The sequence below is a fragment of the Flavobacterium soli DSM 19725 genome (assembly GCF_000422705.1).
GTDB classification, from domain to species: domain Bacteria; phylum Bacteroidota; class Bacteroidia; order Flavobacteriales; family Flavobacteriaceae; genus Flavobacterium; species Flavobacterium soli.
The window spans coordinates 324,007-349,349 of record NZ_KE383907.1; the positions used below are offsets into that span (position 1 = coordinate 324,007).

Sequence of the window (25,343 nt, forward strand, 5' to 3'; positions counted from 1 at the left end):
ACTGTTTTAGAATGTTATTTATTGATACAAATTTCGGTACGATGCCATTCTGTATTATTGTGGAATTTCTTATTTGATTTGTGAGATTTACTGTTTTACTTTTTCCACTTCAACCGCAAGCTGTTAGTTACTACACTCACGCTACTCAATGCCATTGCTGCACCTGCAATCATCGGGTTTAATAGGAAACCGTTTATCGGATAGAGAATACCTGCCGCAATGGGAATACCTATTAAATTATAGATAAATGCCCAAAACAGATTTTGCTTAATGGTGGCTACGGTTTGTTTTGACAATTTTATTGCCTGCGGTATTTTAGTCAGGTCTGATGAAATGATGGTCATTTTGGCGACGTCCATTGCAATGTCCGAACCTTTGCCCATTGCTATACTCACATCGGCTGTTGCCAAAGCGGTACTGTCATTAATACCGTCCCCAACCATTGCCACTACTTTACCTTTACTTTGTAATTCTTTTACAAAATCTGCTTTGTGCTGTGGCAATACTTCTGCTTTGTAATGCTTAATGCCTGTTTGCTCCGCAATGGCTTTGGCTGTAGCTTCGTTGTCGCCTGTCAGCATATACAGGTCAATGCCCATTTCCTGCATTTGGCGGATGGCTTCTACCGATGTTTCTTTAATCTTGTCTGATATGGCTAATACGGAAAGTGCCTGTTTGCTGTCGGCAAACCAAATAACAGTTTTTGATTGTTTGCCCCATTCATTGGCTTGCTTTTGTAATTGTTCCGCAATAGTAATGTTATTTTCTGCCAACAGTTTTTTATTGCCTACAAAATATGTTTCGTTATTATGGTCGGCTTTTGCTCCTTTACCTGTGATACTGTCAAATTGTGTTAAGGTTATGATTGCTGCTCCGTCCAAGTGTTTTACTACTGCTTCTGCCAATGGGTGTTCGGATTGCTTTTCAATGCTTAATAAAATGTCTTTGGACGCATCATCATTATTCAGCCATTGAACGCCTGTTACCTCTGGTCTACCCTCTGTAATTGTTCCTGTTTTATCTAAAATAATGGCATCAACTTTTTTGGCTAATTCTAAACTTTCGGCATCTTTTATCAAAATACCTTTTTCAGCACCTTTGCCAACGCCAACCATTATAGCCGTAGGTGTAGCCAATCCCAAAGCACAGGGACAAGCAATAACCAATACCGTAACGGCTGCCAATAGCCCCTGAACAATCCCGTTATCGCCTCCTAAAACAAACCATAGGATAAATGCGAGAATGGCAATCCCTATCACAACCGGAACAAAGATACCCGCAATCTTATCCACCAATTTTTGTACAGGTGCTTTGCTTCCTTGTGCGTCCTGCACCATTTTGATGATATGGGCAAGCATTGTTTCTTTTCCCACTTTAACCGCTTTGAACTGGAAACTTCCTTTTTGGTTAATAGTTCCTGCAAATACTTTTTCGTTTTCTTTTTTCAGTACAGGTACAGGCTCGCCACTCAACATACTTTCATCCACGTAAGAACTGCCCGAAGTAACCATACCATCAACGGCAATTTTCTCGCCCGGCTTTACAAGGATAACGTCGCCTGCGTTTACATCCTCAATAGCGGTCTGTTTTTCCGTTCCGTCCGTTTGTATCACAATAACGGTTTTAGGTTGTAAGCCCATTAGTTTTTTTATTGCTGAAGAGGTATTGCCTTTGGCTTTTTCTTCCAGTAATTTTCCTAACAGAATAAATGCGACAATTACGGCTGCTGCTTCAAAATATACGTGGGCGTGTAATCCTCTTTGATGCCAAAAGTCGGCAAACAACATATTGAATACACTGAACAGGTAGGCGATACCTGTACTCAATGCTACCAATGTATCCATATTGGCTGAACGATGTTTTGTCTGCTTCCAGGCATTGATAAAAAAATCCCTGCCCAACCACAATACAACAGGTGTAGAAAATGCCCACATAATTTGATTGGCATAAGGTATATCCATAAAGAACATTGCTATCACTACAACAGGCAATGACAGGGTAATAGCCCATACGGTTTTGGTCTTTAGCTTTTGGAACTTTTCAGCGTGGATAGTTTCTAATGTTTCCTGCTGCTTATTTTCTTCCTCAATCAACAAATCGTACCCAATTGACTGTACCGCCTTTTGCAATTTTGAAGCATCGGTCATATTAGGCAGGTATTCAACGGTAAGGTTTCCCGTAGCAAAGTTTACGGAGGCATTTATAACGCCCTCCTGATGCTTTACAATGCTTTCGGCACTGCTCGCACAAGAGGCACAGGTCATACCTATTACTGGAAATGTATTTTTTATGGTGGAAACACCATAACCTAAGTCTTTGATAGCTTTAACCGCTTCGCCTATTGCTTCGCTATTATCTACCGTGATAGCTGCCCTGCGGTTATTCAGCTCTACTTTGTGGGTTGCGATACCTTTAACCTGTGCTAATCCTTTTTCAACGATTAATGCACAATGTTCACTTTCTACATCTTCCAAAGGAAGATAAATGGTTTCTTTATTATTCGTTGCCATAATTGCTTGCTTTAATTAACAATACAAAATTGGCTATTATATTAATGGACGCTATTGTGAAATTTTGGGAATGATTTGTAAGATTTACAATTTATCCAACGGCTTTCTTTTACCTTCTTTTATTTGTTTGAAATAGCTCGGTGTCAGTCCTGTTACTTTTTTGAACTGGTTGCTTAAATAGGCTACACTCGAATAGTTCAGACGAAAGGCAATTTCACTCAAAGACAGTTCATCATATACCAACAGCTCTTTTACTTTTTCTACTTTTTGGGCAATAAAGTATTTTTCAATAGTAATACCCTCCACCTCCGAAAAGAGATTGGATAGGTAATTATAATCGTGGTGCAATTGACTACTTAATACATCTGAAAGATTGGATTTGGTGTCATTGTCCTGATGATGCACAAGGTCAATAATTATATTTTTTATCTTTTCAATGATGCGGCTTTTTTTATCGTCAATGAGTTCAAAGCCCAATGGAATTAAAACCTTATCTAAATTATTTTTTTCTTCTGGTGTAATCTCTTTATCCAATGTTACCTCTCCAAGTTTGATTTTTTTTACAGTCAAACCTAATTTATCCAATTCATTTTGCACCACCATAATACAGCGGTTGCAAACCATATTTTTAATAAAGAGTGTATTCATATATACCTTTTTACGACCTTAACAAAGGTACAAATTAATCTTTGGCATTATATCTTTTAACGCCAAATCCTGCCTCTCAACGCCAAATCCTGCCACATCTTCAAAGGCACTTATCTACTGCTATAATTTTAGGCTTCAAGTAAAATTCTAAACAAAATTATAGTATGGATACACAGCAAAAAGACCTATCGTATTTCAGGTTACGATTACAAGAATTATTAAATACCAGCTTCCCCGAAAAAGCAAACGACCAAAAATTTGTTGAGCAACGTTCTTCGTGGGCTGCCAATGCCTACGAGGGGGCTTTTAGTTCGGGAAACGCTATTGAGCAATGCAACGAAATAGCCAATTACATACTTTTTGAGGGCTTGCATTTCTCCAAATTCGATACCGTGTTTCAGGTGGTATGCAATGAGTTTGATACCATAATGGCAGATGAGGAACTGCGACCGTTCTCCCTTAAAATGTTTCCTGTTTGCGAGCCTGTTTTCTCCGGCTATGAACTAACCGATGATTTCGCTTATAACACAGAGTACGACCTGCTCTATACCGAAATAACCGGAACCATCGCAATCTGGATAGAGGAAAATGGGCTTCAATAAACGCCAACATCTCCAACTGAATATTGATGCCTTACGAATTGCTTTTAAACTGGAAAAGGAGAAACGACAAGCCACCGTAGGCGAAAGACTGCTAATGATGCAATACAGCGGATTTGGTGGTCTAAAATTCGTACTGAACCCTATAGTAAATGAAATAGACATCAATCATTGGAAGAAAACGGAACACGACCTTTTCCCGATTACGCAGGAACTCCACCAACTACTCAAAGAAAATTCCGAAGACGAAAAGCAATACCGCAAATATGTAGATAGTATGAAAAGTTCTGTATTGACGGCTTTTTATACACCGCCACAGGTCATTGATGCTATTTCCGCAAGCTTGCGTGACAGTGGTCTGGACATTGATAAATTCCTTGAACCATCCGCAGGTATCGGTTCATTCATACAATCCTTTTCGGAAAATCAATTGGCAAATGTTACCGCTTATGAAAAGGATTTGCTCACAGGCAATATTTTAAAACAGCTTTATCCCGAAAGCAATATCCGTGTGAGCGGTTTTGAGGAAATTCCCGAAAAGGAACAGAACAGCTATGATGTGATTGCCAGCAACATCCCGTTCGGCGATACATCCGTATTTGATCTTTCTTATTCCAGAAGTAAAGACACAGCCAAAGTACAAGCTACACGAAGCATTCACAATTACTTCTTTCTGAAAGGTACTGATATGCTCCGTGAGGGTGGACTATTAGTGTACATTACCTCGCAGGGCATTCTCAATAGCCAAAAGAACGAACCCATACGCAGGGCATTGATGCAGGATAATAATTTGGTTTCGGTTATCCGCTTACCTAACAACCTGTTTACAGATTATGCAGGTACAGAGGTCGGCAGTGACCTGATTATCCTGCAAAAGAATATGGCAAAACGAGGTCTGACCAAAACCGAAGAACTCTTTTGCCAAAGCAAGCAAACGCAGTACAATACGCCTGGCAATGCACTTTTTCAGGATAGCACAAGGATTGTGCATACCGAACAGAAATTAGATACCGACCCATACGGAAAACCTGCATTAATTTTTACACACAAAGGCGGGGTTACAGGAATTGCCAAAGACCTCAAACAAATGCTTACGGATGATTTTGAAAAGCATTTGGATTTGAATTTATATAAAGGAGAGCGTAACGATGAACCTGTTATACAAATTCTCTTAACACCGCAACCGCCAGTTGTAGAACCTATATTAATCAGTCAGGAACGACAGTCATTAGATACACCTACAATTATTCAGCAAAGTCAACAGGAATTAAAGCAATTAAGCATTTTCGATCTGTTTGAAAATATAGATGAACCGGTAGCGGTTCTTGATCCACCCAAAAGAACGAAGCAAGCCAAAAGGCAAAGCACTAAAGCAAACCGCCGTGCAATAGGTCGCCAGACCGATCTGTTCAATGGGATGCAGCAACCTTATACACCTCCGATTACCGATAGAACTGCCAACGTAAGCACATCTACCAATGGCAAAAAACAGGAAGCCATCGGCGACCTGTTTTCGGGTATCAACGTGAATGGCCAAGCTGATAAGCCAGCCGTTCCCGACACCATTCCTGAACCTGCTCCGTATGGTGGAGAATTAAAATCATTCCACCGAAACGATTGCCTTGTATTGGATAATGGTTGGGTCGGTCATCTGCAAAATGTAGATACATCAAATGGTGCAGCCGTATTCCACCCATTGCAATTACCACCCTCACAAAAAGTAAGAGCCGAAGCCTACATTGCTGTACGTGATGTTTACCAAGATCTTTACAATAAGGAGGCGAAGCTTCAGACCGAACACAAAGAAGAAAGAGAAAATCTTAATCAATTATACGATGCCTTTGTCAAAAGGCACGGAAACCTCAACAGTGCCGATAATATCAAGCTCATCAAAACGGATAGTTCCGGAAAGGAAATACCTTATCTGGAACGTGTGGTTGGTGGCGTGGTACACAAGGCCGATATATTCAGTCGCCCTGTAAGTTTTTCTACCTTAACCATAACAACGGACAATCCCGAAGAAGCATTAGCGGCCTCGCTCAATAAGTACGGAAACGTGGATTTGGATTATATGTCCGAAATCAGCAGTATGACTGATGACGCTTTGAAAGAAGCCTTACACGGTCGTATTTATTACAATCCTCTACAAAAGGAATACGAGATATCCGAACGCTGGATTGCAGGTAACGTAGTGGAAAAAGCCCAAGAAGTCAAAGCATATATCGAAAATGATCCTGATGATGCACAGGCTAAAGCAAGCCTTACCGTTTTGGAAGAAGCCCGACCAAGACGTATTGAGTTTGAAGAATTGGATTTTAACCTCGGCGAGCGTTGGATACCCACTGGTATTTATGGCCGGTTTGCTTCACATCTTTTTGATACGGACGTGAACATTCATTACTCGGAGAGTTCTGATGATTTTTCTGTAAGCTGTAAACAAAAGAATGTTCATATATGGGATAAATACGCCGTAAAAGCTGAAAGCCGGACGTTTGACGGGATTGCTCTGCTCAAACACGCCCTTGTCAATACTACACCTGATATTACCAAAAAAGTGATGGTTGGCGATCAAGAAGTCAAGGTACGGGATATGGAAGCCATACAAATGGCGAATACTAAGATTGATGAAATCCGAACCGCTTTTACAGAATGGCTTCATGCCCAAAATGATGAATTTAAGACAAGACTTACCGACAAATACAACGACACGTTTAATTGCTTTGTCCGTCCGAATTACGACGGAACTCATCAGGACTTTCCCGGTTTAGACCGCAAAGCACTCGGAATTGAAGATTTGTATTCCAGCCAAAAGGACACGGTTTGGATGATTAAGCTGAACAATGGTGCTATCTGCGACCACGAAGTAGGTGCAGGAAAAACATTGGTAATGTGTACGGCAGCCCAGGAAATGAAGCGTTTAGGGTTGGCTCATAAACCTATGATTATCGGGCTAAAAAGCAATGTTCACGAAATTGCCGAAGCTTACCGTACCGCTTATCCACACGCAAAAATATTGTTTCCAGGCAAAGAAGATTTTACACCCCAAAAACGCCAACGTATTTTTGGCGACATTAAAAACAACGATTGGGATTGTGTTATTCTCACACATGATCAATTTGGAATGATCCCACAATCTCCCGAAATTCAGAAGGAAATCTTAGAAATTGAGTTGGACAGCGTGGAGCGTAACCTTGATGCCCTGCAATCGCAAGGCAAGGAAGTGACCAGAGGAATGCTTGCCGGTGTAATCAAGCGAAAAGAAAACCTCGAAGTCAAACTCAAAACCCTGCAACACGATATTGAAAATCGTAAAGATGATGTGGTCGATTTTAAGATGATGGGTATAGACCATCTGTTTGTGGATGAAAGCCATCAATTCAAAAACCTGATGTTCAATACAAGGCATTCCAGAGTTGCAGGATTAGGTAATGTTGACGGCAGTCAAAAAGCAATCAACCTGCTATTTGCCATTCGTACCATTCAGGAACGCACAAATGCAGATATGGGGGCAACTTTTCTTTCGGGAACTACCATCAGTAATTCATTAACCGAACTGTACTTACTATTCAAATACCTCAGACCAAGAGCAATGGAAAAACAAGGCATTCACTCCTTTGATGCTTGGGCAGCTATTTACGCAAGGAAAACGACCGATTATGAATTTTCGGTTGCCAACAATATTGTTGCAAAAGAACGTTTCCGCTATTTTATCAAAGTGCCGGAACTAGCACAGTTCTATTCCGAAATCACGGATTATCGTACCGCAAAGGATATTGGTATCGACCGACCTAATAAGAACGAAGTATTGTATAATATACCGCCTACACCCGATCAAGAAGAGTTTATTCAAAAATTGATGGAATTTGCCAAATCGGGAAATGCTACGTTATTGGGAAGAGCACCATTATCTCCATCTGAAGAAAAAGCAAAGATGCTTATTGCGACGGACTATGCCCGTAAGATGTCTTTGGATATGCGAATGGTAAACGGTGCTTATGATGACCACCCCGACAACAAAGCTTCGCATTGTGCAGCCAACATTGCTAAATATTACAACCAATACAACTCACAAAAAGGAACTCAGTTTGTTTTCTCCGATTTGGGAACCTACAAGCAGAGCGAATGGAATGTTTACTCCGAAATCAAACGCAAGCTCGTGGAAGACCACGGCATCCCTGCAAACGAAGTCCGCTTTATACAGGAAGCCAAAAATGATAAGCAACGCAAAGAGCTTATTAAAGGAATGAATGAAGGTAAAATCCGCATACTTTTCGGTTCTACAAGTATGTTGGGTACTGGTGTGAATGCGCAAAAAAGAGCCGTTGCCGTTCATCATCTCGATACGCCGTGGCGACCAAGCGACCTTGCCCAAAGGGACGGCAGAGCTGTTCGTAAAGGCAATGAGATCGCCAAGTTTTTTGCAGAAAATAAAGTAGATGTAATCATTTATGCCGTAGAAAAATCATTGGACAGCTATAAGTTTAATCTGTTATACAATAAGCAACTATTTATAGACCAATTAAAAACCAACAACCTTGGCAAGCGAACTATTGATGAGGGTAGCATGGACGAAAAATCAGGAATGAACTTTTCGGAATATGTGGCTATCCTATCAGGAAATACAGATCTACTGGATAAAGCCAAACTGGAAAAGCAGATTGCCGGATTGGAAAGCGAAAAGCAAGCTTTCAATCGTTCTAAATTCAGTGCCAGGTATAAGCTGGAAGACTATTCGGCAGAACTTGACAAAGCCAAATCCCGCTTTGACCGTATGAGCCTTGATTGGAATAATCTGCAAGAGCGTATCCAAAAACGTTCGGACGGCACAATCGCAAATCCTATGCAATTAGATGGCTTACCGGCCAATGCGGACATCAAACAAATCGGTGCAAAGCTCAACCAACTTGCGGACAAAGCACGTACAGGTGGGGATTATGAAGAAATCGGAAGCCTTTACGGTTTTCAACTTTTAGTAAAAACAGAAATGTCGCAGAAAGAGGGCGTGGATATTCGGGTAAACCGATTTTTGATACAGGGCGAGGGAAATATTAAATACACCTACAATAACGGTATTATAGCCAAAGATGAAAAATTGGCATCAATGAATTTTCTCAACGCATTGGAAAAACTACCGGCTTATATTGATCAAGAACAAAAGAAAATTGCTGAAATACAAAAAGATCTGCCTATTCTTCAGGAAGTAGTGAACGGAAATTGGAGTAAGGAAATCCGCTTGAGCGAACTCAAAACGGAGTTGGCTTCTGTAGAACGAAAAATACAATTGTCAATCACTCCCGAACCTTCAGAGGATGCACCAACGCCATTTATTGATAAAGCCACAAATAAAGAGCGATCGTCTATACGATTGTGATTTTGAAAATAGTTACCTCTCATCTTGTTCATCCATCTTTTTTAGAAGACTTTCATGCATGGTATCCAAAAATTTCGTCCGATTAAGTTTCCTGTTTTTCAATTCTAGATAAGTACGGTAGAAATCACCGAGATCGATATTGCAGAAACTTTCAAAGCTTTTTGCAATTAATTTTATATCAGCATTGCCATTCTCAAACACACCCTGTGCGTGGAGAGCATAAATAAGTTCAATTAAAGCAGTTTTACTGGCTGTCCAGTTTAACATTGAACCCTCGTTTTTTCTTTGCTTGCTTGTACTATTGAGTTGATCCTCAATATAGACCTGTATCAGGTCATTGGCAATTATTTTAGCGACTTTGTAGTCATGAGAGGTAGAGAAACTATGATCGGCTTCAAAATAGAAAGTATCCAAACATAGTTTGATATCGTGACTGCTTCTTACAAAATATTTATGATCCAGGTAAGTACTATTGGTTCTGTAATATTTGTAAAAATCACGGTTGTTATCAAAAAACCTTTTTAGTTTATAAAGTTCGACCTTCAGATATTTTCGAATGTTCTTCCTATTACCAAAAGGCTTTTTTGTTTCAATTTTATAGATTGCATTGTAATAAATCAATTTAGATAATATGGAAGGCTTGAGATGCTTAAAAAAATAGATTTCTTCATTAACATCTTTAAACCCCTTTTCAGCTATAAACAGCTTCATTTGAGCAACATGTTTCAGAATCAACTTTATTATTGATTCTGATAGCACAATTGTATCATCAATTTCAGAAACTAAATTATGAATATCATCTTCTAACCGATTTAATATGTCTTTGTAAAACTTCACCATAATCCAATTTATTGAGTTCAATGATGTACTCGAATGATAGCCCGTAAATGACACAATGCACATATTTATCTACTTAATACATTGTATCAGATAGAAGGGATAGTTCTCCACAACCGTCTCGATGTGATGAAGTCCATAATTACCAAATTCCTGCTGGATGGACTCTAGGTCATAGAAAAACATATTTACTCCACCAAACTGTTCGTATCGGTCAGTACTTATCAGTGTACCTTGTCCATAGGTGGAAGCATCCTTAGTGATCGCAGAGAAAATCATTAACCCTCCAGTAGCAAGTTGGTTGTAGCAGTCCGAAATCAATTTTTTTCGTTCATTTTCGTCCAGCAAATGGATTAACGCATGGCAGAATATGCCATCGTATATAGCTTGGTCAACCGGCATATCCGTTACCGACCCATGATGGATTTTCAACGTTTTTCCAAAATTCTTTTCTGCAAGGTGGATAGCGGTTTCGGAAATCTCAATGCCTGTTACAGTCATTCCCTTGTTGAGGAAAGGTGTAGCATTCCTACCATAACCAATACCGGGAATTAATATTTCTTTCAAGCCATTTTTTGCAAATAGTTCGGCGGATAAAACGGCAGTTTGTGTGGGGACGGATCCCCACATTTCCTGCTTACTCTTAAATGCTTCTTCCCAAAATTCAATCATAAAATTTTATTTAGCTTTGATGATATACTGATACGGCAATAGGTTTACTTCAACTTCAAAAGACGTAAAACCTGCCTTTTTCAGTTCAAATACGATTTCATCCACAGATGCCCTCATGGTCATAGCCGGTGCCTGTACTTTCTCAGTGAATACTGCTTTGAAAAAATCAACAATTACCAGTTCACCATTTTTATTTAAACCTTTTTTCACTTTAGAAAAGTACTCGGTTCTGTTATCTATATGATGGTAAGTGTTGGCAATAAAAACAATGTCCGCTTCATTATCTTTAAGTAACGGACTGTCATAAGGAATCTTCCGAAGCTCTATGTTCTTTATGCTTTCTTTAGTAATCCTCTCTTTAAGATAATCCTGAAAGGCATCGCTTACATCTGCAGCAATAACATGTGCTCCTTTAGCAGCAAACTTTACAGAGAAATAGCCAGTAGCTGCACCAATATCCATTATTTTTTTACCCTTAAGATCTCCCATATATTGCAATACTTTTTGGGGATGCTGCATGGAATCTCTTTCGGCCGATTCGAAGTTTTTAGCCATTTTAGCTACTGCTTCCTTATCTGCGAAAGCATGCTCTGAGTGAGAGTGTTTCTTCTCGTTATGATGCTTTTGATCTGTATGCTGTGCATTGCTGTTACAAGATAACATAAGCATCGCTACTAATAATCCGCCAGTGATTTGGCTACTCATTTTTTTTCTGTTCATTTTATTTAATTTATGTGTTTAACAATTAAGATTCAAAAGAGGGGTCAGGCTTCAGGCGGTTGCTCCAGTAATAGGTTGCTAAACCAAGAATCAGATTTAGTAATCCAATCATAGTCTCCATCGGATGATGAATAATCGTGTAACCAATCATCCATAGGGATCCTGATAAGAAGATTATTTGAAAAAAAGGAAAAAAGGGACTGCGATAAGTTTCGTTACTCTTCTTGCGATTTTTACGCCGTATTATAAATACAGCAAGCACCACCAGCATAGTGGACATACTCAGTAAAACGCCACAGTATATCATAATTTGTTCGAATGTACCCGTTACAATTAAAATAACACTTAGTATGAACTGCAACCACAAGGCTCTTTTCGGCACCTGGTTTTTTTCTACTTTGAAGTATTGCCATAGCCTATGCTCACCCGCCATGCTCGCCGTAACCCGAGGTCCTACCCAGACCATAGCACTTATGCTTGACACCAGTAAAAAAGATATGATAATACCGAACAGTTTTCCGACATCTGTACCGAACATTTTTTTTGCAGCAATTTCTCCGACTTCCAACTTTCCGACTAATTCGGCAGCAGGAATATGTTTTAGAAAAACAAACTGTAGCAAGGTATATAGTATGGTTACTGCCAAAGTACCTCCTATGAGTGCAACTGGCAAAGATCTTCTGGGATTTTCAAACTCTTCGGAGATGTAGGCAGCCGCATTCCAACCAGAGTAAGAATAGCTCACATAAATTAATGCGATGGCGAAAGCTCCTGATTGTATTTCAGAGAAGTACTGCTGGTTGATCTCATAGCTCACTTCAGACTGTTCCGCTACTACTATGCCTGAAAGAATTATTACGGCCATTATCAGTACTTTAAACAATGTGGAAAGTATCTGGAATTTGGAACTGGTTTTCAGGTTTTTCGTGTGAATGAAAGTAATAACGGCAATAACGGAGATGGCAATCCATTTGATATTATAATCCCCGAAACTAAAATATTCTGTAAATGCAATCGCTGCAAGAGCAATGGGTGCCGCAAAACCCACGGTAAGTGATACCCAACCAGATAGATACCCAGCTATAGGATGATACATCTCAGAAAGAAAAGCGTATTCTCCGCCTGATTTGCGTATATAAGTGCCTACTTCTGCATAGCTGAAAGCCCCGGCTAATGCTAATATGCCCCCCAGTATCCATAGTGTGAGTATAGATGCGGGATGCCCCATATCTTTCAATTGAAATCCCAGGCTGGTAAATGCACCTGTGCCTATCATGTTGGCCATTACGATAGCAACACCAGCAAGAGTGGATATTTTATACGCTAATTTCTTTTGCATCTATAAAAAGTATTCGTCGGTTAGTTCTTTATTTACCATAGCACCTGTCATATTTCCCGCAGAAACGGCATTTGCTACAGACCTCATCATGGCTGTATTGTCGCCACATGCATATACTCCCTCAACCGTTGTTTTATAAAAATCATCAACCTTTATGTGACCGAACGCTGTAAGTTCACAACCCAATGCCACCGGAACTTCACAGTGCTGTTCGAAAGGAACTGCGGCATAGACCGCCTCAAAATGCTGGATACCTCGATCTTTAAAAACGACAGATTTTATATACCCATTTTCGTGAACTATCTCGACTATCTCATTTTCAACAATCGAAATCTTATGCTTATCCAATGTTTTAATTTGATCAGTAGAGAAATCAGGCTTGCCGTTTGTAAGAATGGTTAGGTCATCAGTAAGATTATTAATCATAGACGATAAATGATAAGCCCGATCACCATTTGCTAATAGTCCGGTTTTCATGTTACGAACCTCGTATCCATGGCAATACGGGCAATGGATCACGGAAATGCCCCAGCATTCAGCAAAACCTTTAATGTTTGGCATGATATCTCTAATGCCTGTGGCAAATACCAGTTTCTTCGCTGTAAACCGCTCTTTTTTATCTGTCACAACTTCGAAACCATTATCCATTTCTATTCCACTGACCACAAGTCCTTCATGAAATAGTACAGTTTTGTAATTCAATACCTGGGCTTTACCCTTTGCTGTAATGTTGCCGGGTTTTTCACCATCCTGCGTAATGAAATTATGAGAATGTGGTGTTTGTCTATTACAAGGTAATCCGCTATCAATGATTAAAACGTTTCTCAACGAACGTCCCAAAGACATAGCTGCCGACAATCCGGCATAACTTCCTCCTATAATAATGACATCAAAGTTTGTGTGCTTTTTCATTTTATTATTGTTTGTAAATGAAGTGAGCGGAAAAAATAGCATTCCGGCAATTGACAATCCACCTAGCGAAATAAATTCGGCTCTCGTTAACAGCCTCAAATCTTTTCCAGAATTATTTTTAATGCTATCCATCTATCTGATTTTCCATTTGGTTATTGGATGTACTTTCAGAATTAATCACAACTGAAGCATTCTTATTACCGATTGTTTGTGGCCCTTTAAACAGGATATACAGAAAGAGGGCTGTCATGATGAAAGCTCCAATCCACATCGCTTGTTGCCAGCCTGTAACAAAAGATTCTCTTGCAAAATGGATTAGCATTTCTTTCTGACCTCCAGCATTTGGTGCAATTGCCAGAGCATGTGCCAGTCCTTCTTTAGAAGTCGCAATAATATCCTGAGAAAACCCTTTTAATTTTGCTTCTATAGAAGTACTGTAGCCTGCGGTTACCAGCGGTCCAAGCAAGGCTACTCCTAAAGCTGTCCCCAATTCTCTGGTAATATCATTCAAGGCAGAAGCAACTCCTTGTCGGTCAGTTGGCAGTGAAGCGGTAATGGCTTCTGTGGAAGGAGTCATCGAAAATCCCATACCTAAACCCATGACCATTAAGCCGGGCAGTACAGACAGGTATCCTGTTTCAGCAGACACAAAAGCAGCCATCAGCATGGCACCGAATGCACCGAATGCAATCCCCAAAGCCATGGTGTATTTGCTGCCAATTCTTAATGCCAGCTTTGGAGCCATACCTGAGCTAAGCATCATCAAAACTGCCATCGGCATCATTCCTAATGTAGAACGCAGACCTGACCAGCCCAATACGCCCTGAAAAAATGGGAACAGTACTATGAATATACCTGCCTGCACACCAAATACAGTTAAAAGCGAGATAGAACCACTTGAAAGGCTTCGTTCACGGAACAGTCTGATATCCAGCAAGGGGGCTTTGTGCCGTAGTTCCCATAATATAAAACCAATTGTACCGCTTATACCGACGAACAAGCTCACCAACACTAAGGGTTCATTCCAACCCAATGCAGGTGCTTCATGCAACGCATAAATAACACCTACGGTAGCCAACACGGAGAGTAATGAACCTACGATATCAAATGGATGGCTGGTTTTCTCCGTTGAATTAGGAACAAAACGAATGGTCATCATTATGGATACTGCGGCAAGTACTACTGGCAACAGGAATAACCACCTCCAGCTCGCAACATCTACCAATAGTGCAGAAAGATACATTCCTAAAATACCGCCACCTCCGGCAACACCTGTCCAAATCCCTATTGCTTTGGATCGTTCTTCTTTCGGGAAAGTGGAAGTAATTACAGCTAATGTCACGGGCATAATCAACGCAGCTCCTATACCGGTAAGCAATCGGGCAATCAACATCATAGCTGCACTTGTTGCTATACCTGACAGTGCACTAGCCGTTCCGAAGATGATAAGTCCGGTAAGTAACATTTTCTTTCTTCCTTTCCTGTCACCAAGAGCACCAAGAGGTAATAATAGAGCAGCCAGTGTCAGGGTATAAATATTAATCATCCATAAAACCGTGTTTTGGGATGCACCAAATTCAATCGCCAGCATCGGTTGTGCTACGTTCAATCCGCTTACGGAGGCAATGACCGCCATTAATGCTATGCATACGGTTATTAATATTTTCTTTAAATGGGGTGGTGTTGTTTCTACCTCTGTTTCCAGTGTGCTATTTGTTGTTTTATTCGTGTTCATTTTCTATGCTTATTTTTTACTTAATATCTTCAACCATTTCAACTAATGGCTGATCCAGATTCACTGCTTTGATTAACGGTTTTACATCTTTGCGTTTTACTTCACCTTTTATCAAATCGACAAGGAGATAAATGGACGGTACAACAAACAAAGTGAGTATCATTGAACTGGTCAAACCACCAATCAACACCCAGGCTAAACCATTCTTCCATTCCGCTCCGGCACCAGATGATAAGGCAATGGGAAGCATTCCGAAAATCATGGCAAGCGTGGTCATTAATATGGGACGGAGTCTGGCTTTTCCGCTTAGGATCAGTGCTTCAATGGTGTTCTTTCCATTTGCTTTTAACTGATTAGCAAAATCCACGATCAGTATCCCATTTTTGGCAACCAACCCTATCAGCATAATCATGCCCAATAGAGAAAAGAAATTGAGGGTATGCATGGTTAAGGCCAGTGCCAATAATGCACCTATAATGGCTACAGGAATGGAAAAGAATACGACGAAAGGATATACAAAAGAGTTATAGAGCATTACCATAATCAGGTACACTAGCAGTATGGAAGCTACTAATGCCAGCAAGAGGTTGGAAAATGTTTCCTTCATATATTTCATCTCGCCTTCGGCATCAATGTTTATATCTTTGTCAAACTTGGCTTTTTGTATGAATTGATCCAGTTCAGTGCTGATAACGCTTGGTGTAACCCCCAGTACTTGTGATGTAATCGTAACAGAAGGCATTCTGTCTTTCCTATCCAATTGTTTGGAAGCTATTCCATAATTAAAATCAGCGAACTGCTCCAATTTCACGGATTGTCCCATCGAGTTGACAAATGAAAGATTACGGAGGCTTTCCTCATTCTTCCTGTCGAATTTGTCATAGGCAATTTCAACGTCATATTCCTTCTGCTTGTCACTAAACTTCACATCCGTATTTCCACTGAAAGCAATGTTCATTGACATTCCCACGACATCCATACTCAGACCCAAATCCGCCATTTTATCCCTGTCAATTGCTACCTGCAATTCAGGCGTTCCTTTCTCAACAGATAATTTTACATCCGATGTTCCTTTAATTGTTTTCAACTTATCAGCAATAGCTACGGCTGCTGTATAAATCTTATCAGGATCATTACCGGACACGACCAATGAAATAGGGGCATCGTTTGAGGTTCCCATCATATTCATAATGGCAGAGTTTACCTTTACACCGGGCAGCAACTTTTCCAGTTCCAATTTGGTGTAGTGTGCAAACAAGTCGGATGATTGAGTTCTTTCCTCTTTGGATACAAGCTTGATATTGATCTCCGCTTTGTTCTGCGTATTCCTGCTACTGCCCATAGAGCCGGAGCTGGTACCGATACTTGAATATACTTTTGCCACCTCAGGTTTATCAAACAGCAATCTTTCTACTTTCTTAACGGTTTCATCCGTATTTTGAAGTGTTACGCTTTGAGGCAGTTCAAGGTTAATCAGTACTTCACCTTTGTCGCCGTTACTGGCGAATTCCCCTCCAATAAATCCAGCACCTACCAGCATGAAAGAAGCGATGATCAGTGCAAAAGACCCTCCCAATACCCATCGCTTCTTAGCCAAAGCTTTAGCAAGCATACGACCATAGAAATTTGTTAGCCGGGTAAGCCAATTTTCAAATACCGTTAATACCTTTCCAAATACTGAATTCGTGTTGAGGTGTTCAACTTTTGCCCAGCGCGAAGCCAATAAAGGCGTGAGTGTGAAAGAAACGAATAAACTCATCAATGTTGCGATGACAATCACCATTGAATATTGTCCCAGCATATTGGATATGATCCCGCCTACCATAGTGAGCGGTAGAAAAACGATTACATCTACCAGCGTAATAGCGACAGCGGTAAAACCTATTTCCTGCCTGCCGTCTATAGAGGCTCTGACCTTGTCTTTACCTTTTTCAAGGTGGCGGTAAATGTTTTCCAGTACCACTATGCTGTCGTCAACCAATATTCCGATAACAAGGGAAATAGCCATCAGGGTTAAAAGATTAATGGTATAGCCCAGCAGGTTCATCGCAATAAACACCGACAAAAGTGATGCAGGTATAGAGATCATAACAATCAGGGAATTACGAAGGCTATGAAGGAACAGCAACATCACAGCGGCTACAATTACAATGGCTAAAAAGAAATCGAACATTACCAGATCGGCCGCTTCTATAGTAAATTCGGAACTATCGTTAGCAATGTTGAATTTTAATTCCTGCTTTGCGTAAGTGCTTTCTATTTCGCTTAATGTTTCCTTGACGGCTCTTGCCACTTCTACAGAATTGGCATCCCTCTGTTTAATTAATTGAAGGCCTATTGAGTTTTTTCCATCTATCCGATTAAATGTAGTAATGTCTTTTACACCATCCTGAACAGCGGCAATGTCAGAAAGCCTTATTTTGGAACCGGTAGTGGGATCGTTTTTAATGATCAGATTTTTGATATCATCAATCGACTGGTATTTTCCTTTGAGCTTAATGTTGGTTTCTGACTGATTATTGGTCAGCTTTCCTGTTGGAAATTCGAGGTTGGCATTGTTGATAGCCTGATTTACCTGAAGTAAAGAAACCCCGTATTGATCGGCTCTGCTCCGGTTAATATTCACTTTTATAACCCGCTCTTCACCACCTACCAGTTCCACTCTGGCTGTCCCTTTAATTTTGGTAATAGCCGGCTTTATCTCATCTTTTATCAATGCATACAGGTCTGTCGGGTTCATTCTTGCTGTCAAGCCGAATCGCATGATAGGCATATCTGTCATTGAAAATTTGCCTATAGCCGGTGGTTTGGCACTTGCAGGCAAATCTTTGACCACTTCATTTACCTTTCTTTGTGCATCCTGCATGGCTTGTTCCACATCTGCATCAACTTTCAACTGTACAGTTATGGAGGACATGCCATCTAGTGAAGTAGATTTGATGGCATCAATATTATCGATACCTGAAACCGCATCTTCTATTTTTTTGGTGATGCCGGTTTCTACTTCACTGGGCGAAGCTCCCGGATACGCTGTTGTGATGCTGAACATTGACATTGACATATCCGGGGTAAGCTCGTAATTCAGCCTTGAATAGCTTATTATGCCCAAAAATGTCAGTGCTATGAAAATGACCATGATGAATGACGGTCGTTTTATGGATAGTTCTGTTATTGACATGGAAAATCTGATTTTGTTATTTAATTACCTGCACTTTCGAGCCGTCATTGATATTGAGTTGTCCCGTTTCAATTACTTTGTCTGTTGTCGAGAGACCTTCGAGCACCACTACATTTTCTCCCTGCACTTGGCCTGTTGTAATCTTTTTTAATACCGCAACATCGCCTTCCAACACATAAACCTGTGGGGCTTGTAGGCTACCAACAACGGTTTTTACAGGTATCATCAGCACATTATCCGTATAGTCATTGTTGATGATGGCTTTACCGCTCATACCAGGTTTCAAAGGATTTTTGGAGTTATTGGGTATTTGTACTTCTACCAGAAAATTTCTGTTGGCATCTGCCTGTGCAGCAATGTAAACCACTCGTCCTGTCACTTCATAATCAGGATATAAATCGGGCACTACCTGAATTGTTTTTCCAATTGAAAGCCTGATTACATCCTTGTCCAACAACTGCAATTGTAGTTTAAGTGAAGAATTGTCCACGATATCTGCCAGCTCTGTTCCAGTGCTAATGTAACTGCCTGTTTGCACGTGAGATTTATTAACGGTACCGGAAAAAGGGGCTATTATAGTAGTAGATTTTCTAATAGCATTGATGGTATTTAGCTTTGATTCCGCAGACTTAACAGCCAGCTTTTGCTCATCTACCTCTCGAATACTAATTGCATTGGCTTTTAGCATATTTTCCATTTTCAACAGATCAGCCTTTGCCTTTTGCAATGTCTCCAGTGCTAACTGTCTATCTATTGCGTTCTGCTGCCGCTCTATATGCTCTGACTCGTTAAATACCGACACGATGGTTTGTCCCTTCGAAATATGTGCTCCATCCTTTAATGCGGTGGTGACTATCCTGCCGGAAATATCAGCCGTCAAAGTCATTGCATTTACGGGTATAAAAAAACCATTGGAAGTATAGGTTCCGGTTAAGCTTTTATATTGAGGGTTAGTAACCGTTACAGGAAATACCAATGTCTTAGTAGCACCGATTTCGGCCTTTGCATCCAGCTTTTGCTTGTTATGACTGAGTGTAAATAAAACAACCAACAATAATCCTGTAATTATTAAAATCGGAACGATGTATTTTTTTATCCTTTTCATTCTTGAATATTATTTTAAAATAGATTGTATATTTCCTGATATCTTTAGAAATTCTAATTCTGCTGACTGAACTTCTAAGACGGCTTTTAGATAGGCTGTCTGTGACTCCTTCACCTGGGTATTGGCATCCAATAAATCTTTCAATGAAGTGTAGCCGTTTTGAAACTGGATATAGGAAAGCGCATATACTTCTTCAGCAAGGGTTTTACTCTCTTTTGTGGTTGCTAAATTTGCGGTATTGATCGTTAGCCTCTCCCTTGCATTCTTTACTTCTTTGTTTACCGTATTTTGTTGGATCGTTATATCCAGTTCATTTTGCTTATGCTCCAATTGCAGCTGTCTGACTTTTGATAATTTATAGTTTCCGTCAAAGATGGGTATGGATAGGTTTAAGCTTGCTAGAGAGTTGGGATACCAGTTTGTAGTGCTTCTGAAAATATTCGCCTCATTTTGTTGTGCCAATGTTCCATATTTAAAATTGAATGAGAGCTTAGGTAAATAAGAATGCTTCATTTGCTTTAAGGCCAACGTTGTTAATTTATCCTGTTCCTGAAGCAATTGAATGTCCAGAGAATTTATGCTGATGTCTTCGCCAAGAAGATGAGATAGTGTGGAATGGTCTATTTCTGTTTCAATACTGATTTTTTCTTCTAAAGGAAATGTCATTGTGTACTTTAGTATGGTCATGCTTTGCTCGTATTCAAGCTGTGCATTTTGAAGCCTGGTTTGCAGATTACTCCGTTCAAATTGTAATCGCTTTAAATCTATCGAGTTGGCAAAGCCATTGTCAACCTGCGACTGTACACTCACCAAAAGGGAATCTATTTGCAATATGTTATTATGGATGTCTGCCTGTTGCAGAAATGCAACCTGTGAAACGGTGTAGGCATTTGAAATATCATACATAATTTGCTCAACGGTTTTTTGCTTGTCTAGCATACCTATTCTGGAATGCTGTCTTGCTATTTTCTGACCGGTAATTTTCTCAAAATCGATCAGCGTTTGCGATAGCTCAACATTTGCTGATGCATTGTATTTTGTTCCAAACTGAACAGCTTGATCCTGACCGGGCTGCCCCAAAAATTCACCGGGGATAATCTGCGTAATTAGTTTCAGGTTGTTGGTGTAGGCTGCATCAGCCTTTACTTGTGGCAGGTATCCGGACAATTCTTCCCTGAATTTTTGATTGTACTTCTCCAATTCAAAATCAGACTTCTGAATGGAAAGATGATGACTAACACCATATTCTACCGCTTGCTTTAACGTAAAACTTACAGGTTGCTGTGCCCAGATGAAATGTGGGATTGTCAATAATAACAGCAGACAGTATCTTAAAACCTTATTATTCATTTTGTTTATTATATTCAATATTTATTAATCAGTTCAGTTTTTTATGAACTTTTAAGGCAAAAAAAAGGTTATTTCCTATTTTCCCATTTTTTGATGGCAATCATCAATTCCTTATAAACGAAGTCTAAAAATTCGGTTACTTCTTTAAGGTCATTATTAAACTGTGGGGTCTTGGTAGTTCTGGCTTTCAGTATTTCTTTCAGTATAACATTCAGGTCATCGAATTTCTCGAAATTCTCCTTGGTCATCTGTGTCCAGTTGTTCATCTTACAACGGAAATAGCGTTTTTTATCGCCAAGCTTGGTAATGTATTCTATATGGTGTGTCATCATCAACCTGTTCAATGCATTGCTGGTTCCACCTTTACTTAAATGCAGGGTTTCCATAATTTCATCAAAGGTCAATTCTACTTTGTCGGCAACCAGAAAAAGTCCCCAAACCCTACACTCGGCAGGCGGCAATCCATACTTTTCATTCAGTACGCCAAATTGCTCAATCAGTTCTTTTTGTTTCTCGGTTAAAACCATAATTGTAAATGCTCTTCTACTAATTCTGAAGCAAAGATAATAAGGTTTTTTGAGTTCAGCAAATTATGAACCAACTTTTCCTTGAAAAATTTGGGAAAGTGTGGTTCGGAATCGTTACACACTTGTAATAATATTAAGGCAGGTTAATGAATGAGCTAACATTTCACTAACCTGCCATAAAGTTCTTGAGGTTTATTTTGCAAGCCTAAACAATAAAATCAAATCACCTTATATCAGTTTTTAGTTGATCGATTTTTTAAAATGAAACCAGTTAACTTATTCGCTAATGGAATTAGTAATAAAACAGCTAAGTAAGCTACAGGTAATCCTGCAAACCATGATATAATAAAATTGGTAATGAAGTTATCCGAATAAGTATGCTTCAGAAAATGTGATGTGGATGACATAATGAATGTTGTCGGAAATACTACAAAAAAAGTACTGATATATTTGGAATATTTATGATCGTTTTTCATTACTAAAATTTTCCATTGGTGTTTTTTCTTTTATCAAGTTCAGGAATCGCTTCAATCACGTCCCAATGTTCCACTATTTTATCTTCTTCTATTCGATAAAGATCATAAAAGGCTGAATGCTCACCGCCAAAATATCCTTCGCTCAGTACCAGAACAAAGTTGCCTTCTCCTAAAACTTTATGTATTTGAGCATATTTTTGCGGTTTATCTTCCTTTTCCCATTGTGACAGCATATCCATAAACTCTTTTACTCCATCGCCCATATGAGGATTATGTTGTATTAGTCTATCGCCATCAAAATATTTTGAAATATCCCTCAGGTTCCCGTCGATTAATATGTTTTGAACAAAATCTTGTGCTAATTTTTTATTTGAATCTGTTTTATGGTGGTCGATGGCCTTAGTTTTTCCATCCGTCATTGTCCTGCCACTTTTATTTAATTTTCTTGGGTTGATTTGAAGATTATCCCAGTGTTCAACGCTTACACCATTTTCAAAACGATGTATGTCAAATGCCGCGGTATAGTCAAATAAAAAATAATCGACATGAACAAAACCGTAATCACCATCCTGAAATTGACGAACCACATTTGTATATACTTTATGCATCGGCATTTGGTCATGTAAAGCTAAAATTGCCTGTAAGCCTGTTTCAACATTTGGATTGTGCTGTTTATAAGAAGTTGGATGGATAAGTCCGGTTTCTTCTAATGTTGCTGTTTCAATGCTATTCTGGATAGTAGCAGCCTTATCTTTGTTTGATAATTCCATAATTTTTATTTTTATAAATTTACAGAGGCAAAGCTACGTTGATAGAATGTCAGGTAAAATATGGGGCAAAATATTGACATGGTGAAAATTTTATCCCTATTGTCATACAGAATTAAAGTAATAATTTTAAGGATTTAAATAATATTGGCACATGTACGAGAAGAAGATACCAAAGGATTTTAGCTGCGGAATGGGTATTACGATGGAAATAATTGGAGGAAAATGGAAACCTTGCCTGATAAATTCAATTCATAAAGGTTTTTGCAGGCCTAGCGAACTGGCGAAACAGCACCCTGATGCCAGCAAAAGAGTACTGAACCTACAATTAAAAGAATTGGAAGAACATGGCGTGGTTTCAAAAATTATATATCCCGAATTGCCTCCAAAAGTAGAATATTTTTTAACTGATTTAGGGAAATCCCTTTTGCCACTTATTGGTGCAATGGAACAATGGGGTAGTGATTTCATGGATGAATTTTATCAAAGGCAGGCAAATAAATATGCAAAGCAGGAAGAGGGAAGTTCAGCCGTGTTGTAATTCCAGCTAAGAGCTTTATTTATCTTCTTTCACTAAATGCTGTAAATCCGGATCATTCTTGATACGCTCTATTTCACTTACAACAATATTCAGAATGTCGGATTTTATTCGTTTGTAATTGCTGTCGATTTCCTTTTTCATTTTATCCTCACCCTGCTCATTTACAAAAGATAAGATTTGCGGTATTTGCTCATAGGCTTTACTTTCTGCTGCTACCTTTTCATTGTCCACTACAATTTCAGCATGGAAGATTTTCTGGTCGATACGCTCATCAAAGTTATCCGATACAGAACCGACGAACATACCTTGTGTCAAAGTTGAAATTTTCGAAGCAGGTATTAAGCTATCGAGCTGTGTGGATATAGAAGTAGATTTATCATTTCGGTTAATCGTCATACTTTGGCGTTTCTGCAATACTTTCCCAAAGCGTTCCGAAAGGCTCTTTGCCGTTTCGCCAACTACCTGCCCGGAGAAAATATTACCAACGGTATTTTGAATTACCTTACTTTCCTTGTCGCCATAATCCCTTGTTAATTGCGAAAAATCCTGAAAGCCCAAACATACAGCCACCTTATTACTTCTCGCTGTTGCGATAAGATTATCCAGTCCCCTAAAATAAATTGTGGGCAGCTCATCTATGATTACTGAACTCTTTAATTGCCCTTTTTTGTTGATGAGCTTAACAATACGGGAATTGTACAAACCCAATGCTGCGGAGTAGATATTTTGGCGGTCGGGATTATTACCCACGCACAAAATTTTAGGCTCTTTTGGGTTATTGATGTCGAGCGTAAAGTCATCGCCAGTCATAACCCAATACAACTGCGGGCTAATCATTCTTGACAAAGGGATTTTTGCCGATGCAATCTGTCCCTGCAATTGGTCTTGTGCGCCACCTTGCCAGGCATCCATAAACGGAGAAAGATAGTTTTCCAAATCGGAATATGAGGTCAGAATGGTAAATACGTCCGAATACTTTTTATTCAGCAATTCAATGGCGTGCGGGAATGTACAATACTTACCATCCTCATAGATTTTCAGATACCAAATAATGGCAGCCAATAGGATAATTGGGCTTTCCACGAAAAAATCCCCTTGCTTCTGTATCCAGCTTCGATTGAGGTTCAGCATTATGGTGTAAGCCGCTTCGTAAGCGTCGGAAATGTCTGTCATAAAATCGGGATTGAGTGGATTGCACCTATGGCTCTTGCGTGGGTCATCGAAATTTATCACATAGAATTTTGGTTGAACTTTGTACTTATCCCGATGCTTCAATAAATGATTGTAGGCAATGGTGGAAAGGTCGTCAAATTTAAAATCATATATATACATACTAAAGCCTTTCTCAATCTGCTGCTTGATGTAGTTGTTTACGATGGCATAAGATTTACCGGAACCCGGAGTACCCAACACGATTGATGCCCTGAAAGGATTTACAATGTTTATCCAACCGTTGTTCCATTTGCCTTTGTAGTAAAATTTGGTGGGCAGGTTAACGGAATATTCATTTTCCATCAGCTTTGTTTCCTGTTGAAAGCTCTCGTTCTCGTTGTTGAAAACATCGTCCATTAAGTTGGTACGAAGCAAGCGGCTCATCCATACGCCCGCCATCAGCAAAGCAATATAACCTAACGAGATAGTAAGGATATACAGAAATGTTCCTATTACCGGAGATAGCTTTAACAACGGCGTGTTCAGAAAGAACAGCACAAAACCAACGCCCAAAGCCACGTAGATTTTAGCCCAGGTTATCTTCTCATTCTTTACGCCTTTCGTTCCCAAACAACTCAAAGCAAGCAAAACCAAAGCGAACGCCTTGGTATAAAGGGTATGTGAAAACAAGCCCGCCGTCCGGTCGAAATTGCCTAATATCTTGTTGATTATTTCCAACGTCCAACCACGTTCTAAAAAGAACCCGTAGCAGAACCAATAAAGGTGCATCAGCACCAAAAGAATACTGACTGCCCGCATAAAAGCCATTATTTTGGCTAAACCTCTTAAATCGTCTTCTCCCTGCATTCTTTTTTAGTTTTAATGTTCGGGCGTGAATTTAAAG

General features: G+C 39.6%; 18 protein-coding genes. 3 read left to right on the forward strand and 15 right to left on the reverse strand.

The window, feature by feature from the left end; genetic code table 11:
- Window positions 1–95: 95 nt before the first annotated feature.
- On the reverse strand, window positions 96–2,510 hold the full coding sequence (locus tag G508_RS0117030) for a heavy metal translocating P-type ATPase (protein WP_026706440.1): 2,415 nt from the start codon (window positions 2,508–2,510) through the stop codon (window positions 96–98).
- A gap of 84 nt (window positions 2,511–2,594) precedes the next feature.
- The gene (locus G508_RS0117035) at window positions 2,595–3,158 is read right to left on the reverse strand and encodes a helix-turn-helix domain-containing protein (RefSeq protein ID WP_026706441.1); all 564 of its coding nucleotides are present in this window, start codon (window positions 3,156–3,158) and stop codon (window positions 2,595–2,597) included.
- A 164-nt stretch (window positions 3,159–3,322) separates the two neighbouring features.
- Here G508_RS0117035 and G508_RS0117040 point away from each other — a divergent pair, with 164 nt between their 5' ends.
- Window positions 3,323–3,760, forward strand: coding sequence for a DUF1896 domain-containing protein (locus G508_RS0117040; protein ID WP_026706442.1), 438 nt, complete (start codon window positions 3,323–3,325; stop codon window positions 3,758–3,760).
- A complete protein-coding gene (locus tag G508_RS0117045; protein WP_026706443.1) occupies window positions 3,747–9,128 on the forward strand; it encodes an N-6 DNA methylase in 5,382 nt (1,793 codons plus the stop codon). Before G508_RS0117040 ends, G508_RS0117045 begins: the two co-directional genes overlap by 14 nt.
- 12 nt (window positions 9,129–9,140) lie before the next feature.
- Here G508_RS0117045 and G508_RS0117050 read toward each other — a convergent pair whose 3' ends face one another.
- The 12 genes from G508_RS0117050 to G508_RS0117100 all read right to left on the reverse strand — a co-directional run bounded on the left by G508_RS0117050 (window position 9,141) and on the right by G508_RS0117100 (window position 22,749).
- Window positions 9,141–9,968 (reverse strand): RteC domain-containing protein, encoded by an 828-nt coding sequence (locus G508_RS0117050; RefSeq protein WP_026706444.1) that lies wholly within the window; start codon window positions 9,966–9,968, stop codon window positions 9,141–9,143.
- Window positions 9,969–10,037: 69 nt separating this feature from the next.
- Entirely contained in the window at window positions 10,038–10,595 is a 558-nt protein-coding gene (locus G508_RS0117055; protein ID WP_245569888.1) for a class I SAM-dependent methyltransferase, read from the reverse strand.
- Between the two features lie 48 nt (window positions 10,596–10,643).
- Window positions 10,644–11,357 (reverse strand): class I SAM-dependent methyltransferase, encoded by a 714-nt coding sequence (locus G508_RS0117060; protein ID WP_245569889.1) that lies wholly within the window; start codon window positions 11,355–11,357, stop codon window positions 10,644–10,646.
- Between the two features lie 25 nt (window positions 11,358–11,382).
- Window positions 11,383–12,696, reverse strand: coding sequence for an APC family permease (locus G508_RS19240; protein WP_035695045.1), 1,314 nt, complete (start codon window positions 12,694–12,696; stop codon window positions 11,383–11,385).
- Window positions 12,697–13,608 (reverse strand): NAD(P)/FAD-dependent oxidoreductase, encoded by a 912-nt coding sequence (locus G508_RS0117070; protein ID WP_026706447.1) that lies wholly within the window; start codon window positions 13,606–13,608, stop codon window positions 12,697–12,699.
- 124 nt (window positions 13,609–13,732) lie between these two features.
- Window positions 13,733–15,343, reverse strand: coding sequence for an MFS transporter (locus tag G508_RS0117075; RefSeq protein WP_026706448.1), 1,611 nt, complete (start codon window positions 15,341–15,343; stop codon window positions 13,733–13,735).
- A 16-nt stretch (window positions 15,344–15,359) separates the two neighbouring features.
- Window positions 15,360–18,521 carry an efflux RND transporter permease subunit gene (locus G508_RS0117080; RefSeq protein WP_026706449.1) on the reverse strand — a complete coding sequence of 1,054 codons (3,162 nt, stop codon included), beginning with the start codon at window positions 18,519–18,521 and terminating at the stop codon, window positions 15,360–15,362.
- A gap of 16 nt (window positions 18,522–18,537) precedes the next feature.
- Window positions 18,538–19,626, reverse strand: a complete 1,089-nt coding sequence (locus G508_RS0117085; RefSeq protein WP_026706450.1) for an efflux RND transporter periplasmic adaptor subunit — start codon at window positions 19,624–19,626, stop codon at window positions 18,538–18,540.
- A 9-nt stretch (window positions 19,627–19,635) separates the two neighbouring features.
- The gene (locus G508_RS0117090; RefSeq protein ID WP_084626015.1) at window positions 19,636–20,976 is read right to left on the reverse strand and encodes a TolC family protein; all 1,341 of its coding nucleotides are present in this window, start codon (window positions 20,974–20,976) and stop codon (window positions 19,636–19,638) included.
- A gap of 68 nt (window positions 20,977–21,044) precedes the next feature.
- Window positions 21,045–21,503 (reverse strand): GbsR/MarR family transcriptional regulator, encoded by a 459-nt coding sequence (locus G508_RS0117095; RefSeq protein ID WP_026706452.1) that lies wholly within the window; start codon window positions 21,501–21,503, stop codon window positions 21,045–21,047.
- A gap of 233 nt (window positions 21,504–21,736) precedes the next feature.
- Entirely contained in the window at window positions 21,737–21,979 is a 243-nt protein-coding gene (locus G508_RS20635; protein ID WP_084626016.1) for a DUF2798 domain-containing protein, read from the reverse strand.
- A 2-nt stretch (window positions 21,980–21,981) separates the two neighbouring features.
- Window positions 21,982–22,749, reverse strand: a complete 768-nt coding sequence (locus G508_RS0117100; RefSeq protein ID WP_035695047.1) for a nuclear transport factor 2 family protein — start codon at window positions 22,747–22,749, stop codon at window positions 21,982–21,984.
- Between the two features lie 151 nt (window positions 22,750–22,900).
- Between G508_RS0117100 and G508_RS19245 the strand changes: the two genes are divergently transcribed.
- Window positions 22,901–23,287, forward strand: coding sequence for a winged helix-turn-helix transcriptional regulator (locus G508_RS19245; protein WP_051197718.1), 387 nt, complete (start codon window positions 22,901–22,903; stop codon window positions 23,285–23,287).
- Between the two features lie 15 nt (window positions 23,288–23,302).
- On the opposite strand, the gene mobC is transcribed toward G508_RS19245, so the two are convergent.
- A complete protein-coding gene (gene mobC, locus G508_RS0117110; RefSeq protein WP_026706454.1) occupies window positions 23,303–25,306 on the reverse strand; it encodes a conjugal transfer protein MobC in 2,004 nt (667 codons plus the stop codon).
- Window positions 25,307–25,343 lie beyond the last annotated feature (37 nt).